The 18,096-nt window shown below is 63.3% G+C and carries 12 protein-coding genes; 8 read left to right on the top strand and 4 right to left on the bottom strand.

What is annotated here, in order from left to right; translation table 11 throughout:
- Positions 1-106: 106 nt before the first annotated feature.
- Entirely contained in the window at positions 107-808 is a 702-nt protein-coding gene (locus AB0N65_RS19125) for an ABC transporter ATP-binding protein (protein ID WP_364165330.1), read from the bottom strand.
- 34 nt (positions 809-842) lie between these two features.
- Positions 843-1,922: an ABC transporter permease gene (locus tag AB0N65_RS19120; RefSeq protein ID WP_364165327.1), complete on the bottom strand. Its 1,080-nt coding sequence runs from the start codon at positions 1,920-1,922 to the stop codon at positions 843-845.
- 194 nt (positions 1,923-2,116) lie between these two features.
- Between AB0N65_RS19120 and AB0N65_RS19115 the strand changes: the two genes are divergently transcribed.
- From AB0N65_RS19115 to AB0N65_RS19100, 4 genes are all read left to right on the top strand, one after another.
- A complete protein-coding gene (locus tag AB0N65_RS19115; protein ID WP_364165325.1) occupies positions 2,117-3,427 on the top strand; it encodes a sensor histidine kinase in 1,311 nt (436 codons plus the stop codon).
- On the top strand, positions 3,424-4,080 hold the full coding sequence (locus AB0N65_RS19110) for a response regulator transcription factor (protein ID WP_364165323.1): 657 nt from the start codon (positions 3,424-3,426) through the stop codon (positions 4,078-4,080). The genes AB0N65_RS19115 and AB0N65_RS19110 overlap by 4 nt, the downstream gene beginning before the upstream one ends.
- Before the next feature lie 175 nt (positions 4,081-4,255).
- On the top strand, positions 4,256-8,098 hold the full coding sequence (locus AB0N65_RS19105; protein WP_364165321.1) for an NPCBM/NEW2 domain-containing protein: 3,843 nt from the start codon (positions 4,256-4,258) through the stop codon (positions 8,096-8,098).
- Between the two features lie 143 nt (positions 8,099-8,241).
- Positions 8,242-10,230 carry a penicillin-binding transpeptidase domain-containing protein gene (locus tag AB0N65_RS19100; RefSeq protein WP_364165318.1) on the top strand — a complete coding sequence of 663 codons (1,989 nt, stop codon included), beginning with the start codon at positions 8,242-8,244 and terminating at the stop codon, positions 10,228-10,230.
- On the opposite strand, the gene AB0N65_RS19095 is transcribed toward AB0N65_RS19100, so the two are convergent.
- The gene (locus AB0N65_RS19095) at positions 10,207-11,802 is read right to left on the bottom strand and encodes a serine hydrolase domain-containing protein (RefSeq protein ID WP_364165315.1); all 1,596 of its coding nucleotides are present in this window, start codon (positions 11,800-11,802) and stop codon (positions 10,207-10,209) included. The two genes, AB0N65_RS19100 and AB0N65_RS19095, sit on opposite strands and share 24 nt — an antisense overlap.
- A gap of 120 nt (positions 11,803-11,922) precedes the next feature.
- On the opposite strand from AB0N65_RS19095, the gene AB0N65_RS19090 reads away from it, so the two are divergent.
- The 3 genes from AB0N65_RS19090 (at position 11,923) to AB0N65_RS19080 (ending at position 15,721) form a co-directional block, all read left to right on the top strand.
- Complete coding sequence (locus AB0N65_RS19090) at positions 11,923-13,605, top strand: ATP-binding cassette domain-containing protein (RefSeq protein WP_364165312.1); 1,683 nt, start codon at positions 11,923-11,925, stop codon at positions 13,603-13,605.
- A gap of 155 nt (positions 13,606-13,760) precedes the next feature.
- On the top strand, positions 13,761-14,528 hold the full coding sequence (locus AB0N65_RS19085; protein WP_364165310.1) for a DeoR/GlpR family DNA-binding transcription regulator: 768 nt from the start codon (positions 13,761-13,763) through the stop codon (positions 14,526-14,528).
- Positions 14,525-15,721 carry an MFS transporter gene (locus AB0N65_RS19080; protein ID WP_364165307.1) on the top strand — a complete coding sequence of 399 codons (1,197 nt, stop codon included), beginning with the start codon at positions 14,525-14,527 and terminating at the stop codon, positions 15,719-15,721. The genes AB0N65_RS19085 and AB0N65_RS19080 overlap by 4 nt, the downstream gene beginning before the upstream one ends.
- Here the strand turns inward: AB0N65_RS19080 and AB0N65_RS19075 are convergent.
- A complete protein-coding gene (locus AB0N65_RS19075) occupies positions 15,663-16,367 on the bottom strand; it encodes a phosphatase PAP2 family protein (protein WP_364165304.1) in 705 nt (234 codons plus the stop codon). The two genes, AB0N65_RS19080 and AB0N65_RS19075, sit on opposite strands and share 59 nt — an antisense overlap.
- A 90-nt stretch (positions 16,368-16,457) precedes the next feature.
- Here AB0N65_RS19075 and AB0N65_RS19070 point away from each other — a divergent pair, with 90 nt between their 5' ends.
- Positions 16,458-17,963, top strand: coding sequence for a phosphatase PAP2 family protein (locus AB0N65_RS19070; protein ID WP_364165302.1), 1,506 nt, complete (start codon positions 16,458-16,460; stop codon positions 17,961-17,963).
- Positions 17,964-18,096 lie beyond the last annotated feature (133 nt).

The following is an 18,096-nucleotide window of genomic DNA, read 5'->3' as shown; positions in this document are numbered from 1 at the left end:
GGTGCGTCAAACGCTACCTCGCCCGACGGATCTACCGCACACTCAACGCCAACAGCCTCGAACCGTCGCTACGTTGACAACCATAGAAGAGTCGCACAAATGCGACCTAGTTGGGATAGGCGGACGGCACCAACGCGCGGCTGATTCGTCCGTCCCGCATGGTCGCGACTTCGTCGGTCAAAGGCAGGAACTCGGTGTCGTGCGTGACCATGACGGTCGCCGTCCCGAACTCGTCCGTCATCCGGCGCAGCAGCCTGACGATCGACTCACTGCGCTCATGGTCCAAGGAGGCCGTCGGCTCATCCACCAAGAGGAGGGACGGGCTGCCCATGAGTGCACGGGCAATGTTGACCCGCTGCCGCTGACCGCCGGACAACTGATGCGGCCTCTTTTCCGAACAGCCCGCCAAGCCCACGACGTCGAGCAACTCCTCCGCCTTGCGGCGCACCTCCCGGACCGGTTTGCCCCGCAAGTGCTCATGGATCAGCAACTGCTCGACGGCGGTCAGTGCGGGAAGCAGGTTGGGTTGCTGGAAGATGATGCCCACCTTTTCACGCCGCAGGGCGGTGCGTTCTGCCTCGTTGAGGGTGGAGGTGTCCGAACCGTCGATCACGACGGCACCGGATGTTGGTCGCACAAGTGTGGCTGCCACTGCCAGGAGCGACGACTTTCCTGATCCGGACGGACCAACCAGGGACAGGAATTCGCCGCTGGAAACCGAGAGACTGACGGCGTCCAACGCTTTCACCGTGGAGTCGCCATCCGCGTACTCAAGCGTGACATTGAGGAGTTCAAGGCCGGTTTTCATGATGTATGCCTTTCAGGGGATGTGTCGGGTTTGCTTAGTTGCCGCCGAGGGCAAGCAAGGGATCCACTCGGGTGACCTTACGAACGGCGAGGACCGCGCCGGCCAAACCAAGGACAATGATTCCGGCGATGGGCAGCAGTGTGGTGGTCGCGGTGACCAGGAACGGTGCGGCCTTCGCTGCGAGGGCTCCGCCGACGAACCCCAAGGCGCCACCCAAAGACGCGCCGGTCACGAGCACGACGGCCGCTTGAGCGAGTGCGTCCCGGAGAACGTAGCCGGACGAACCGCCCAGGGCCTTGAGTACAGCGATGTCCCGTGTGCGCTGGACTGTCCAGACCGTCAAGAACGCTACGATCACCAGGGCCGAGATCCCGTAGAGAAATGCCTGCATGAGCATGAGGGATCCGTTTTCGCTTTTGTATGAGGCAAGAGCTTGGAACGAGTCCGCAACGTCGGTGCTCACAGTGCCGGCCGAAGCGTTGGCGGCGTCGACGCTGACCGGACTACCGGCGTCGTAAGTGACCGCGAGGACCGTGGCTGTACCCGGTGCGGCGTGCGCAATGGTCCGCCAGGTGTCCAGAGTCGTCCAGACGACGCCAGTGTGGGAGTACCATTGGTCCTCCACAATGTCGGAGACAGTCAGGGCAGTTCCGCCCACGCGGATGCTAGTGCCGGCGGCTAAGTCGAGTTCCTTCGCCAGGCTTTCACCCACGACGACGGTCCCTTCAGCAACAGGGGAAGGTGCCAATCCTCCGCCAAAGACAGCAACGTTCGCGGTGCCGCTGGCCGTTCCGTCTTCGGCCAACGATTGGAGGCGCGACTGGCTGATCCCCAAGGGTTCCACGGCGGCGACTCCCGGTTGTTCGCGCCACTTCTCTTGCTGCCTAGCCGAGATTTCAGACTCTGTATAGGAGGCCTTCGGCTCACCCCCGGCAGGTGCCCCGAAGACAATCTGTTGTGCAGGCAAGGCGGCGATTGCCGACGTCGACTGGTTGCCGAGCCCGGCCGTCAGTCCGGAAAGCATGACGAGCAACAGGGTGATGAGGGCGACAACGCCGCCCATGAGCGCGAAGCGGCCCTTGGCGAAGCGGATGTCGCGGATGGCGAGAAACATCGGAGTCCTTCTGTTGATGGCGGGCTTGGTCCCGGCCCAATCAACTCTTCCGAAGCTGAGGTTGCAGAACATCAGGGAACGGATGGATAAGGGCTGATCAAGTGGTTGGGATGCCGATCATCCGAATGGTTGATTCAAGCCCGGGGAAGCACTTTTCGCCGGTGCGATGCGATCGCAGGGATACGCTGGAAAGCATGCAGTCAATGCCGCTCGTGGTCCCTGAAGGGTCCCGCGGGACTCCCTCCGGCGCGGTCGCGATCCTCCGCGTACTGCGGGTGAGCCTCCATGTCGGCTTCGCTGTGCTGTTGCTGGTGGCGGTGATCCGTTTGGTCACAGGGGTTGGCAGGGCGCCTTCCCCGCTTGCCATCGCCGCAGGCCTCACTCTTTCAACTGTTTTGGCCCTCGTTTATCTCGCGGGAACCGTGCTGGAGAAGCGCCACGCCATCGACTCCTCCCGCTTCGATCCCACGCGTTTCGCCGGCTGGTGGCTGGGTGCAGTGACCTTGTTATGGCTCCTGCTCCTTCTGGTCAGCGGCGACTTTGCGTGGTTGGCGTTTCCGCTGTTCTTCCTGCAGTTGCACCTTCTGCCCCGACGTTTGGCGCTGCCTGCAATCACAGTAACTACGGTCTTGGTGATCGGCGGCTTGTGGTTCCACAGCGGGGGAACGGCCGACGGCGGGCTGCAGCTTGCGATGGCCTTGGGACCCATCCTCGGGGCTGGCTTCGCCGTGGTCACCGGGCTGGCGTACCGTGCCCTGTTTGTGGAGGCCGAAAACCAGCGCCTGGTGGCTGACGACCTCCGCCGTACGCGCACCGAACTGGCACAAACCCAGCATGATGCCGGGGTCCTGGCTGAACGCGAGCGGCTGGCCCGGGAAATCCACGACACCCTGGCGCAGGGCTTCTCCAGCATCGTGCTGATGGGCAGAGCCGCTGAGAAGGCGTTGGGCGACGGAGACATTTTCACGGCCAGGGAACAGTTGAGGACGGTCCAGGACACCGCCTCGACCAACCTTGCCGAGGCCCGCAGCTTCGTGCGGGGACTGCGTTCGCCGGATCTTCGGGAGTCTGGCGTGGTGGACACGCTCCGCAGACTGTGCGCCAAGACTGAGACCGAGGCAGCTGCCCGTGGAACCTCGCTACGATGCCGATTCGAGCTCGTCGGTACGCCGGTGGAGTTACCCAACACTTACCAGACCACCCTACTTCGGGCCGCGCAGGCGTCCCTCGCGAACGTCTGGGCACATGCTCACGCAAGTGCCGCCGTCGTGACCTTGTCCTTCCTCGACTCGGAGGTGACCATGGACGTTTTCGACGACGGTGTCGGTTTTGAACCCTCGACGGAGGCCGGTACAGCGCGCGGCGACGGTACCGGCGTCGGGCTTTCCGGTCTACGGGAGCGGCTGGTTGCGCTCGAGGGGAGCCTGGACATTGAGTCGGCGCCGGGCCAGGGAACGGTGGTGGCGGTCCGTGTGCCGCTGCCCGCACGGGAAGCTACGGCGTGACCGGGATTCGGGTCCTACTGGTGGACGATCATCCAGTTGTCCGGGCGGGCCTCCGCGCAATGCTTGGCGACTTTCCCGCGGTGAGCGTCGTTGCGGAGGCTGCCAACGGTGATGCGGCGCTGGCCGAGCTGGGCAGGCTCAAGGCGCTCGGGGAGCGGGTAGACCTGGTTCTCATGGACCTGCAAATGGGCGACGGCATGGACGGTGTGACAGCCACGCAGAAAATCAAGGCCGGAGAAGCGGGGACTCCCCCGCCGCCGGTGCTCATTCTCACCACGTACGACACCGACGCTGACATCCTCGCCGCCGTGGAGGCTGGCGCCAGCGGGTACATGCTGAAGGACGCTCCGCCCGAACAGATCCTGCAGGCCGTGGTGTCTGCGGCCGCGGGGCAAACCGCCTTGGCTCCGGAAGTAGCGGCGAAATTGATGGGCAGGATCCGGAATCCTTCGCCGGCGCTGAGTGCGCGGGAAGTGCAGTTGCTGGAACTCCTGGCAACGGGCATGGGCAACCGGGCGATTGCCAAGCAGCTGTTCATTTCCGAGGCCACGGTAAAGACGCATCTGGTGCACATCTACTCCAAGTTGGGCGTGGACAATCGAACGGCCGCCATTGCCGTGGCCACAAAGCGGAGGATCATCCGCGGGCGCTGACCCAAGTACGTCGCAATAGTGCGCGTTTTGATGGGTCTAAACGCGCTCAAATGCGACTCAGTTGGGTGCCAAGTTTGGTTAAACGGTTGACCTTTCGCTTCGAAGCAGTGACGATTAGTGCACGTTTCGCTATGGGTTAGATCACAAACTATCACTCGTCGAAAGTTGGCACCCTATGTCCGCACCCCTCAAGGGCCTGTCCGGCGCTGCCCCAAACCATGCCGGCTGCACCAGGTTCTTCAAGAAAGCACTATCGCTTGGCCTGGCTTCGCTCCTGCTCGCTGGAACCATCCCGGCACTGACCTTTGCCCCTGCCGCGACTGCGGCGCCGGGCGATCCCTCCGCCATCAAACCCGTCACACCGGAAGTCCCTGTGGACGCATCCGGAGTACCCCTCGGATCAGTGACAGGCTTCACCCAGTCCGGAAACGTCGTCGAACTCGCTGCAGAAAAAGGCGCCATCCGCGTGACGTTCCTTGATGACGGCAACTTCCGTTTGGAAGCCGATCCCAGCGGCACGTTCACCGATCCCGCCAACACAGACCAAGACGACCCGGCACGGACCGCCAACATCGTGGTGGGCAAGGACAAGTTCCCGGGCGTTACTCCGAGCATCACCGACGGCGACTGGTTGATCATGAAGACGGCCAAGATCAGCGTGGAGATCAACAAAGCCACCACCCAACTGCGCGTCCTCAGGGCTGACGGCACGCTGGTCCTGCAAGAATCTGCACCCATCACTTTCGGTGCCAACTCAGCCACGCAGCACCTCGCGCAGCAGGACGGCGAGCAATTCATCGGCGGCGGCATGCAGAACGGCCGATCCGTCCACACCGGCGCCTTGATCAATATCGCCAGGAATTTCGACTGGGACGATGACGGTTATCCCAACGCCGTCCCTTATTACATGTCCTCCAAGGGGTACGGCGTCCTGCGCGACACCTTCGCGCGCGGCTCCTACAACTTCGCCGGGCAGGCAACCACAACCCACGAGGAAAAGCGCTTCGACGCCTACTACTTCGTGGGCGACTACAAGCAGTCCCTCAACGCCTACACCACGCTGACCGGCAAGCCGATGATGCCTCCCGTCTACGCCCTCGAATATGGCGACGCGGACTGCTACAACCGCTCCAACCCCGGCTACTCTTCCTCCGGTTACGGGGACCCGGACGGCGCCAAGCAGCGCACACCGGACGCCATCAAGACCGCCCGGAAGTTCGTGGAAAACGACATGCCCGCCGGTTGGATGCTGGTCAATGACGGCTACGGCTGCGAGTACCAGGAACTCCCGGAAACCGTGGCCAACATCGAGGAAGAAACGGACCTCAAAGTCGGCCTGTGGACGCAGCGTTCCCTGACAAACCAGGAGTACGAAGTTGGCGAAGCCGGCGTGAGGCTCCGCAAGCTCGATGTCGCGTGGGTAGGTCAGGGCTACCGCCAAGCACTCACCGGCTGCGAGGCTGCGCACGGCGGCATCGAGCAGTACTCGAACGCCCGCGGAACGTCGCTCATGGTGGAGGGATGGGCCGGCTCCCAGCGTTGCGGTATGCAGTGGACGGGCGACCATTCAGGAAACCTCGACGCCGTCCGCTGGCAGGTCCCGGCCCTCACCGGAGCGGGGAACTCGGGTCTGGCATTCACCACGGGCGACGTTGACGGCATCTTCGGTGGCTCGCCGGAGTCCTACGTCCGCGACCTTCAGTGGAAGGCTTTTGCGCCTGCGCTCTACTCGATGTCCGGCTGGGCCGCGACGGACAAGCGTCCGTGGCTGTACGGAGACGAGGCGACGGCGATCAACCGGCAATATCTCCAATTGCGCCAGCAACTCATGCCGTTCATCTATACGCTCGCCCAGGAGTCGTCTACAAGTGGTGTGTCCATGATGCGTTCCATGGCGTTGGAATTCCCGGACCAGCAGTGGTCCTACGGTTCCGAGGCCAACAACCAGTTCATGCTCGGCTCGGATTTCCTGGTTGCTCCGGTCTTCACACAAACAGATGTCCGGAACGGCATATTTCTTCCCGCGGGCGAGCAGTGGGTGGATTACTGGACGGGCAAGCTCTATCAAGGCGGCCAGATCCTCAACGCCCACCACGCCCCGCTGGACAAGCTGCCTGTGTTTGTCCGGGCAGGAGCGGTCATCCCGCAGGGAATCGTGGCACGCAATGCGTCCTTGGTTCCGGAAGACTCCATGATCACACTTGACGTCTATGCCAAGGGCAAGGACAGCTTCACGCTCTACGAGGATGACAAAGTCACCCGGGAATACAAGGATGGCAAGTCCTCGACGCAACTCTTCGAGGTGGACGCTCCCGGTACGGGCGACAGCAGCGTCAAGGTATCCATCGGCGAGCGGAAGGGCGACTACACGGGCAAGGCCGCAACACGCCCGTACCAGGTCAAGCTGCACGCTGGCGCCGCACCAAAGGAAGTAAAGATCGGTGGCGCCAAGCTCACTGAGCTCCCCACCAAAGCTGCCTATGAGGCCGCCGACGCGGGCTGGTTTTTCGAGGACGTCAACGGCGGCATTATCTGGGTAAAGACAGGCTCCATCGCTTCCAATAGGACCGCCGTCGTCCAGCTTCAGCAGGCAGGACCGCTGGGCGGCAAGAGCCAGGAAGCCCTCGCCGCGGAGGTCCGCGTGACCACTGGTCAGCAGGTGTTCCAAGACCAGGAAACCACGGTCACCGCGGCGTTCGTCAACACCGGGACCAAGCCGAAGAGCAACGTGGTCATGACTCCCGTTCTGCCTGAGGGCTGGACTGTTCTCAGTTCCTCCGGAACAACAGCCGCAACAGTGGAAGGCGGCGCGACTGCTACGGCCACGTTCGTCGTCTCCCCCGGCTCCAGCGCGGAGGCGGGACAACAGACCGTGCGGGTCTCGGCGTCGTACGCTGCTGCCGACTCGAGCGAGCAATCGGTGACAGGCGGCAACAGCCTCTACGTCGCGTACGGATCCCTCGCTGCCGCCTTCAACACGGTCTCGGTGACCACTGTTGCCGGCAAGGCGCTTGGAAACTTCGACGGCGGAGGGGCCACCTTCGCTGCCGAGCAGCTGGCTGTCGCTACGGTTCCGTCAGGCGGCGTCCGGCCGGGTAGCACCGTGACGGTGGATGCGGGGAAGCCCACGCAGGTTGATTACACCTGGCCGGCTGTCGGACCGGATGTTCCCAACTCTGTGGCACTCTCAGCCCAGACCATTGCGGTCAAGGGGAAAGGAACGCACCTCGCCGTTCTTGGATCGGCTGCGGTGGGCAACGGCACCAGTCCTACGCTGACGCTGGCATATTCCGATGGAAGCATGGAGAAGCAGTCCATCTTCTTCCCCAACTGGCTGCAGCCGTCCGCGCTGAACGGCGCCGTTGTGGCGGTGTCGGAACAGGGCCGCAATAACGCCAACGGGCCGTCGCCGGAGTACACGCAGTACAAGTACCAGGCCTTCTCCAACACGGTCCGGCTCAATCCGACCAAGGAGCTTGCGTCCGTCACTCTGCCTACGGACACAAGGGTCAAGTTCTTCGACTGGAAGGTGGTGTCCCAGCCGCTTCCTGAGGCGCCGCGGGGAACGGTTTACGCCTCCGAAACTCCTTGGGTCCAGGCACTCAATGGCTACGGTGTGATCGGCAAGAACGTGGCGAACAAGGATTCTGCTGCGTCTCCGGACAAGCCGCTGGCCATCAACTACACGGATCACGTTACCGGACAACAGCCAGTGTTCAGCAAGGGGTTGGGCGTGCATGCGCCGTCCAAAATTACGTACTACCTCGGCGGGAAATGCACCTCGTTTACCTCGCAGGTGGGTCTTGAGAGCGGCTTCGGCGGCAACATCATCTTCAAGGTCAATGCCGACGGCGTGAACAAGTACCAGTCGCGGACTTACACTCCGGGGTTCGCGCCCGAGTCCGTCTCCGTGGACCTGACCGGCGCCGCGTACGCCGAGCTCGTGGTGGACCCGTCCGGTTCCATTAACGGCGCGCACGGTGTCTGGGGTGATGCCAAGTTCACGTGCGCACCATAGGCTGACCCGTCGACGTGACTCAACTGACTCGCAGGAGTGTCTGTTCCGAACGCTGGAACAACCACAACAGCGAGTCAGTTGGGTCGGTCCGGGTTGTGGGCACGGGGAGAAAACTGTCAGGGGAACCGGGCATAATGGCGCAAATGGGGAGACTACAGAAACTTGTCCTTGGCCTGGTCACAGTGGTGACGGCCGGTTTACTCACCGGCTGCGATGACGGCCGCGCGGGTGCGGAGGAAGCCGCCAAGCAGCTCGCCTCCTCCCTGGCGGCGCTCGACGTCGGGCAGCTCACCGTTGAGGGCAAGGACGCTGCCGCTGCCAACGACGAACTCAAAGCTGTGTTCGCGGGCCTCGATGCCAATCCTTCGGTTGCCTCGGGCGACGTAAAGCTCGACGGCGACACTGCCACCTTCCCCTTGAACTACAGCTGGAACATCGGCTCGGCCAGGTGGGAGTACAGTTCCGAGGCCACGCTGAAGAAATCGGGCGACAAGTGGGCAGTTCAGTGGAGTCCGGCACTCCTGGCGCCCCAGCTCTCCGAGGGCGAAACCCTGTCCGTCAAGACGGTCCCTGCCCAGCGCGGACAGATCCTCGGTGCCGGCGACGCACCGATTGTGGAGGACCGGCCGGTGTTCCGGGTAGGCATCGATAAAACCAAGGTTCCCGCTGAACAGGCTGACGCGTCCGCCCGTGCCATGGCTGACCTGCTGGGCCTGGATGCCGAAGAGTACGCCAAGCAAGTAGCCGGCTCCGGACCCGAGGCATTCGTGGAAGGGATCGTCCTCCGGGCCTACACGGCTGACATCACAGAAGCCAAAATTGAGGCGATTCCAGGCGGCGCGAGCATCCTGGACTCCATGGCGCTGGCTCCCACCAGGACGTTCGCCCGCGCATTGCTGGGCAGCGTAGGCCAAGCAAGTGCCGAACAGATCGAAAAGTCCAACGGTGCCTTGCGCGCAGGTGACACGACAGGAACCGGCGGACTGCAGCAGAAATACGATTCCCTCCTGCGGGGCAAGGACGGCGTGGAAGTGGTCGCCAGCGCGCCGAAGGCCGAGGGGCAGACCCCCGGCACCGAGGTATTGTTCTCATCCCTTCCCGTGCCCGGCACAACCCTTAAGACCACTCTCGACCTGAAGCTCCAGCAGCTTGCCGAGGAAACGCTGGCCGGGGTTGGCCCGGCTTCCGCCCTCGTTGCCCTCCAGCCCTCCACGGGCGCTGTCCTGGCCGCGGCCTCGGGACCTGGCAGCAACGGCTACAACACAGCCTTGCTCGGCCAGTACGCTCCTGGCTCCACCTTTAAGATCGTCGATTCGCTGGCCATGCTCCGGAATGGTGCCACGCCGGACTCCACGGTCGAATGCCCCTCCACCCTTACTGTGGACGGCCGCACGTTCAAGAATGCCGAAGGATACCCGGAGAGCTCCCTCGGGTCGGTGCCGCTGATTGACGCCTTCGCGCACTCCTGCAACACAGCCTTCATCAATGCGCGGGACACCGTCAGCCAGGACCAACTGGAGTCTGCGGCCATGGCGTTGGGTGTGGCGGTTGAAGCTCCCAAGCTCGGCGCCGACGCCTTCCTGGGCTCCGTACCCGCTGAAGCTCAAGGCACGGAACACGCCGCATCCATGATCGGCCAGGGGAAGGTCCTGTTCTCCCCGCTGTCAGCGGCAGTCATGGCTGCATCCGTGGCGAACGGCGCGCCGGTGTCACCGCAGCTTGTCCTGAACGCGGATGCTGCCGATACAGACCCGCAGAACCCCGACGCCGGTACCGCCACCGCGGAAGGCGGCAGCGCACCGCCGTCGTCAGCTTCCGCAACGCCAAGCGCCGCTCCCGCTTCGCCCGCCTCCGCCGAGCCGATTACCAAGGAAGAAGCCGCCGCGCTGTCCGAGATGATGCGGGCAGTGGTGACGTCCGGCCACGCCGGCTTCCTCATGGAGGTTCCCGGCGCGCCTGTGGGTGCCAAGACGGGAACCGCAGAGTTTGGAAACGAAGATCCGCCCAAGACGCACGCATGGATTGTCGCGACCCACGGGGACCTGGCAGTCGCGGTGTTCGTCGAGGACGGTGGGCTCGGTGCGACTACCAGCGGGCCGCTGCTGAAGTCATTCCTCACTGCGGCGGGCTAGCCCTGTAGCCAGCAGCCAGACCGTCCGCGGGACAGGCCAGACCAACGCCAAGGCGAGGACCGGTACCAAGGTGGCGCCGACGTCGGGGAATTGGCGGACGATAACGGCCAGGTGAGTATCAAACCGTGCGGGGGCGTAAACGAAGCAGAGCCACAGAGCGAAGCCATCGAGGGCAAGGGCCCCGGCGGCCAGGGCCAGGGCTTGCCGCAAGCGCTGCTGTCCCGGTTTTGAAGGCGGAGTGCGCTTCCGGAGGATCAGCCGTTTCCGGAGCAGAAGTGACAGGGTAAGCCACAGACTCAGCAACTCCGCCAGCAGCAGGCCAAGCGAAACCGCCCAGCTATAGCGCTGGAGCCAGTCCTCCTGCACCACCGTGGGCATCGGAGCCTGGCCGTGGAGGATCCGCAAAATGTTGGTGTCCACAGCCTTGAGCCGGGAAGGCGCTGAAGTGTCATTGGCGTTAATGACAAGGGCGACCCCGATTTCGGACGCTGGAACCATGGCAAGGTACGTGTGCGAATTGCCCCATTCGCCTTGATGCTCCAGGAGCAGCGGCAATTCCCTCTCCGGACTTCCCTGATCTGCTGGGTCCGCGGCTTCCTGGAGCGGACGGGTGAACCAACCCATGGCATACCCTTTGGACTCGTCCACGGAGACTCCGGTCCGGAACATGGCGTCGACGCTTTCCTGCCTCAGGATCCGGGTGTCACCGTACTGGCCACGGTTGAGCAAGGCCATCAGTTCATGACCCAGGTCCTCGGCCGAGGAGTACATGGTGGTGGACGGCATGCCGGTGCTGGGTGCGGGTACCTCTGTCTGGCGCCACAACGAGCCGAACCACAGCGAATGCCCGGCTGCAACGTTGTCCTGGAGCGCAGAAGCCCGCGTCGGATGGCTGTGGGTCATGTCCAAGGGCCCAAAAACGTTCTCTTCCATGTAGTCACCGAAAGGCCGGCCGGACACGGTCTGTACCAAGAGGCCAAGGATGTTGTAGTTGGCATTGGCGTAACCGAAGGATTCGCCGGGAGTCCTCGCCAGATTGGCACGCGAAAGTGCGCGGACGCCCTCTTCCAAGGCACCCGGGCTCTGGGCGTCGGAGGCTTCGAAAGCTGTGTCCGCTGAAGCCATGCCGCTGGCTTGATGGAGGAGATGGCGAACCGTGATGGCCGAGGACCTGCTGTCCCTCAGGGTGAACCAGGGCAGGTATGTCTGCACGGGCTCATCAAGCTTCAGCCGGCCGGCCTCAACCTGCTGCATCACCGCAATGGCAGTGAGGGACTTGGACGTTGAAGCCAGGAGTACCGGCGTGCGGGGCGTCATGGGCCGCCCTGAATCGTCGGCCTTGCCGAACGCGGCAGAGTGGACTTGGACGCCGTGTTGGACGACAACGATTGCCGCGCCGGGAAGGCCCAGGGAATCAAGTTGGTCCTGCAGGAAGAGGTCCAAGGTTTCATACGCGGTTTCGGGTGCACTTGGAGCTTCGGCATGCGTGTCCGCTCGTGCGAAGCCGGCCAGAGCGGCGACCGCCAGGAAGCACAACAACAAGCGGAGCGATGACCGGGAAGTAGCTCGCATACCCGCACCTGCTCTTAGCTGACCGTCCCTTCACGGTAGAGCGTGGCCGTACGGAAGGCAACGCGTACCGCCGTCGGGCCTTTATACCGGGCCTATACGGGGCCGTGGGAAGATTGGGCAGTGGCCCATATTGACGTTTCCGGCATCGACTACTTCCTCTCCGACGGCACCCAACTGCTCAACGGCGTGACCTTCAAGGTCCCCGACGGCACCAAAACTGCGCTGATCGGTCCCAATGGCACGGGCAAGACCACACTGTTCAAGATCATCGCCGGTGACCTCACACCCGATGAAGGGGCAGTGGGACGCTCGGGCAACATGGGCATCATGAGGCAGTTCGTGGGTCAGGTCCGGGACGAATCAACCGTCCGCGACCTCCTCGTCTCTACAGCCCAACCAGGTCTCGCCGCAGCGGCCAAGGCTGTGGAAGAAGCCGAGCTCGCCATGATGGAGCACGACGACGAGCCCACCCAGATGCGGTACGCCCAGGCCATTGTGGACTGGGGCGATGCCGGTGGCTACGACGTAGAGACTGTGTGGGACGAAGTCTGTATGGCCGCGCTCGGGATTTCCTTCGATAAAGCCCAATTCCGCCGAGCCTCCACCCTGTCCGGTGGTGAACAGAAGCGACTGGTTCTGGAAGCACTTTTTGCGGGACCGGACGAGCTGCTGCTCCTCGACGAACCCGACAACTATCTTGACGTGCCGGGCAAGCGTTGGCTTGAGGGCAAGCTCAACGAGTCCAAGAAGACCGTGTTGTTCATCAGCCACGATCGCGAGCTCCTCAACAACGCTGCCGGCCGCATCGTCACTCTCGAGCCGGGGATCAACGGTGCCGGTGCGTGGATTCACGGTGGCGGCTTCGGTTCCTACGTCGAGGCCCGGGCCGATCGAAATGCGCGGTTCGAGGAGTTGCGCAAGCGCTGGGACGAGGAGCACGTCAAGCTCAAGGAACTCGTCAACATGTATAAGAACAAGGCCGCGTTCCGCTCTGACATGGCCAACAGGTATCAGGCTGCGCAGACCCGCCTTGCCAAGTTCCTGGAGGCAGGACCGCCGGAAGCACTGCCCATCGAGCAAAATGTCCGGATGCGGCTCAAAGGAGGCCGTACAGCGAAGCGTGCCGTGGTGGCCGAGAAGCTCGAACTGACAGGGCTGATGAAGCCGTTCTCCACGGAGATCTGGTTCGGCGACCGTGTTGGCGTGCTCGGTTCCAACGGCTCGGGCAAGAGCCACTTCCTGCGCCTTCTCGCCACCGGTGGAACCGACCCGGAGAGGGAGCACTTGCCTGTTTCTGATGTGGTGATCGCCGAGGTGCCCCACGAAGGGACAGTGAAACTGGGTGCCCGCATCCGGCCCGGGTTCTTCGCACAGACGCACGTCCGCCCTGATCTGTTGGGCAGGACTTTGCTGGAGATCCTGCACCGGGGTGATGAACACCGTTCCGGCCTTCCACGTGAAGCAGCGGCAGGGGCCTTGGATTCCTACGGGTTGGCCGGCCAGTCGGAGCAGAAGTACGAGTCATTGTCGGGCGGCCAGCAGGCGCGGTTCCAGATCCTGCTCCTTCAACTGTCCGGCGCTACGCTGCTGCTCCTCGATGAGCCCACCGACAACCTGGACCTGCACTCCGGCGAGGCATTGGAGCGTGCCATCGATGCGTTTGAGGGGACGGTTCTGGCGGTCACGCATGACCGCTGGTTCGCAAAGTCCTTCGACCGCTTCCTCGTTTTCGGCTCCGACGGCAAGGTGTATGAGTCGGAGGAACCCGTGTGGGACGAGAAGCGGGTGGAGCGCGCCCGGTAGTCCCCACCCTCTCTCATCTATGACCCCCTTGAGGGCAACCCTCTTGCACCAACTGCAGGAGCGTTCCCACATTTGCGGCCATAGGTGAGAGAGCGTTGGATGAGCAAATGATCACCCGGCATGATTAAGTGAGCAAATCTTGCTACCGTTGAAGTATGGGAACTGCTGACCGCCACCGGCTCATTGGCGAACTGCTGCGCACGCGGGAAGAAATTTCGGTTGACGAGCTTGTGGAAACGTGTGGTGCTTCGGGAGCCACCATCCGCAGGGACCTCGAAATCCTGGCAAGCAACGGAGTCCTCAAACGCGTCCACGGCGGAGCCCGCAGTTTGCTGGCCCGTGGTGACAACCCCGGCTATGGCCAACGCGAATTGGAAGAACATGACGCCAAGCTCAGGATTGCCAAAGCCGTGGATTCGTTGCTGCGGGACCGCGAACACGTCTGGCTGGACAGCGGATCCACGGCCACCGAAATTGCACGGCGCCTGAGTAATCGTCAGCTTACGGTGATGCCCATGTCCCTCCACGGAGTCGAGGCAATCACGGACAGCGCCTCCGGCCGCGGACCCGAACTCATCGTCCCCGGAGGACGCCTCATCGCCGGTGAGCAATCCTTCCGCGGGCCCATGACTGAATCCAACATACGTTCGCTTCGTTTCGACACCGCCGTCGTCACACCCTGCGCCCTGAACCTCAAGGACGGGCTCCTGGCGCACGACCTCGACGACGCCGCAGTAAAGCGCGCCGGCCTGGAATCGGCGTCGAGGGTCATCGTGGCCTCCTCCAGCAGCAAATGGAATGCCAGCGCAGTGGCGTTGGTTGCGGCCATGGAGACGGTGGACGTCATCGTGACAGACCTGAACCTTGCCCCTGAAGATCTTGCCCGGCTCGACAAACTCTCCGTGGAAGTTGTGATCGCATGACCACCAGCACCCAGACCACCTCGAACGTCAATGCCGCTGCGGTGGCCACGTTCCTGATCTTTGGCATGAATGGCCTGGTTTTCGCCAGTTGGGCGGCACGGATCCCGGCGGTGACCGAGGCCTTGAGCCTTACGTCGGGCCAGATGGGTACCCTTCTTCTGTGCACCGCTGTCGGGTCCCTGATGGCGCTCCCGTCAGCGGGGTGGGTGGTCGGCAGGATCGGAACGGCCAACACTGTGCGCGTTGCGGGCATTGTTGCAGGTGCCGCGGGAGCGGCAATTGCGTTCTCGCTGATGGCCGGCTCGGTACCGGCAACGGCCATTGCGCTTTTCTTCTTCGGCATCGGTATTGGGCTCTGGGACGTCGCCCAAAACATCGAAGGCGCCGACGTTGAACACCGGCTTCGGCGCACCATCATGCCGCAGTTCCATGCAGCATTCAGCGGCGGTGCTTTTGTGGGCGCGTTGATTGGCGCCGGACTCTCACAGTTGGGTGTAGGGCTGCCGGAGCATCTGCTGGTGATCGCCGCGGTAGCCGTGGCGCTTGCCCTCACGGCACCGCGGTACTTCCTCCCGCATGTGGCCGCGGTTTCGGAAACGCACGACGGCGGCGCGCCGGTTGGCAAGGGACCCTCGGCTTGGCGGGACGGCAGGACGCTGCTCATCGGCGTCGTGGTTTTGGGCGCGACCCTCACCGAGGGTGCCGGCAATGACTGGATCGCGAAGGCGGCAGTTGACGGCCTGGGAGCCTCCGAAGCGACCGGGGCGCTGCTCTTTGCACTGTTCGTGGCTGCGATGACGGCCATGAGGTTCCTGGGCGGCAAAGTCATTGATCGCTTCGGCCGAGTTGCAGTGCTCCGGGCAAGCATGGCCGCCGCGGCGCTGGGACTGGGGCTTTTCGTTTTCGCCGGCAACGTGATCCTGGCCGGCATCGGTGCGGCCCTTTGGGGGATTGGCGCGGCCTTGGCTTTCCCGATGGGTATGTCTGCGGCCGCTGACGACCCCAAGCATGCTGCAGCCCGGGTCTCCGTGGTATCGACCATCGGTTACGTCGCGTTCCTGGCCGGCCCGCCGCTGCTGGGATACCTGGGCGATCACACCGGAATCCATCTGGCGTTGTTGGCCATCGGTGCGCCTATTCTCGTGGCCCTGCTGCTTGCCGGCGTCGCAAGGCCTTTGCCTGCCAAACGGTAAGGCCGTCAGCCTCTTCATTCTCCTTGATGCATACATTCCGGAAGGCTGCCCAAAAGAGGAGCACGGTTCCGGCAGCCAAGCATGCCCCACCCAGCACATCGCTGAGCCAATGGGCAAGCAGGTAGGTCCGGCTGACCATCATCACCAGAATGCCAACCAGCGCCACTACCTTCATCCACGTTCGGCCGATGAGGAGCACGAGGATTACCAGGAACGCAGTGGTGGCCGATACATGCCCCGATGGGTATGAACCTGTATCGGTGAGCACCTGCGCGCCATGAGGCCGGTCCCTGCCCACCACTGCCTTGGCCAATTGGGTGAGGGCCAAGGCGGTCAGGCCTGAAGCGCTGGAAAAAAGCGCCGCCTTTGGCCGCTGCCAAATGAACAGGGCAATCACAAGGATGAAGTGGAAAACCAGGATGCCCACATAGCCGGCCCAGTTGAGGACGGCGTTCACGGCATCACCGAAAGGCGAGTGCAAGGTAAAGGCGTACGCCTGCCACGTCGTATCCACCTGATTGAATGCAGGCTCGCCTTGGCCAAGCAGGATCATGCCGCCGGGGACTGCGAACGCGCACAACAAGAGCACAGCCGGCGTGATGATCTGCCAACTCGGCCGTTGGCGCGGAAGCAGGAGGCGGATCATTACTACATGGTAGCCACCAAGAATGAGGACCAATGGAGCGTTGTCGGCGGGGTAAGGGACGGACCGGAAGACTAGGGATACATTGGTTCAATGCGACGCTTCCTGGGCTTGGGCCCCAAACACGTGTCGAGGTTGGACCAGTTCCTTGTCCGGGCGATTTCGCGCCAGCCGCAGGGGAACCACGACGACTTCTTCCGTCGGCTCTCTGCAGCGGCCACTAAAGGGAAGCTCTGGTTCGGCATCGCGGGCATGATGGCGACGGTCCCTGGAAAGCCCCGCCGCGCCGCGCTGCATGGACTCCTTGCCTTGGGCGTTGCCTCCGGAGTGACCAACCTGATCTTCAAGAAGGCACTCCCCCGGAGCAGGCCGCTACCGGAACATCTCCCCATCTTCCGCTTTGTGCACCCCCAGCCCATCAGTTCCTCCATGCCGTCCGGGCATTCTGCGTCGGCGGTGGCCTTTGCCGCGGGAGTCACGTTTGTCTCTCCTGTCCTTGGACTGACCCTCGCGCCTCTCGCGGCCGGGGTGGCTTACTCTCGGGTTCATACGGGAGCGCATTGGCCTTCTGACGTGGTGTTCGGGTCTGCCCTTGGGGCCGGCGCAGCGCTGCTGACGCGGACGTGGTGGCCGGCCAAGCCACCTGAGCCGAAGCCGCGCCGCACTCCCGCCGCCGCGCCGGCAATTGCCGACGGCGAGGGGCTGGGTATCGCTGTCAACGTCCTGGGAGGCTCCTACTCACCGGAGACCGGCGAGCTTCTCCAAGTGGTATTCCCCAAAGCGTATATACACAAAATTGCCGAGGGAGAGGATGTCGCGGCCGAGATCAACGCGGTGGCAACCCGGCCCGGCATCGTTGCGCTGGGTGTGTGGGGCGGTGACGGAACGGTGGGCACTGCGGCGGCTGCCGCCGTCGAGCATTCACTGCCCCTCCTGGTCCTCCCGGGCGGGACACTCAACCACTTCGCGCGGGACCTCGGCACGAGTTCCATCGAGGACGCCATTGACGCCGTAACCAACGGCAGGGCCGCCCTGGTGGACTTCGGCCACGTTGCCTTGGAGCGGGGCCTGCCGGATATGCCGGAACCCATGGTGTTGTCCATGCTTAACACGGCAAGCGTCGGCGTGTATCCGAATCTGGTGCGAAGGCGTGAACGTTTGCAGCCTGCGCTCGGAAAGCCGTTGGCCGGATTGCTGGCATCGCTGCGTACATTCGCTGCGAACTCCCCCACCACGCTGACCGTGGACGGCGTGAGGCACAAGCTGTGGATCCTCTACATGGGGCGGGGCCGGTACTATCCCAGCGACCATGCTCCCTTGCGGCGACCCGTGCTGGACGATGGCGTTTTTGACGTCCGGATGATCACTGCGGATGAACCGTTTGCCCGTGCCCGGCTGCTGTGGGCGGTGGTGACGGGAACCGTTGCCGCTTCGAGGGTTACGCATCTGACCGAGGCGACTACCGTCACTGTTGAGGCGGTCGGCCAGCCCTTGGTCCTGGCCGTGGATGGCGAGCCGAAACCCGGAGTCCGGAAGGCGCAGTTCACCGTGAAGAACCGTGAATTGCGGGTGTACTCGCCGCTTCCTGTGGAGGACTGATGGGTGGCTGTTCGCGGCGCGTCATCCGGGAGGACTACCCTGACTGAACCCTGAATCATCCCTGAGACAGGCGATTTCCCTTCCGTCCCTGACTAGCGTTGTACGTACAGTCAAAGCTCATCCGCACACATGT

The organism is Paenarthrobacter sp. NPDC089322, from assembly GCF_040684895.1.
Classification (GTDB): domain Bacteria; phylum Actinomycetota; class Actinomycetes; order Actinomycetales; family Micrococcaceae; genus Arthrobacter.
This window is presented reverse-complemented; position numbering and strand designations above follow the sequence as displayed.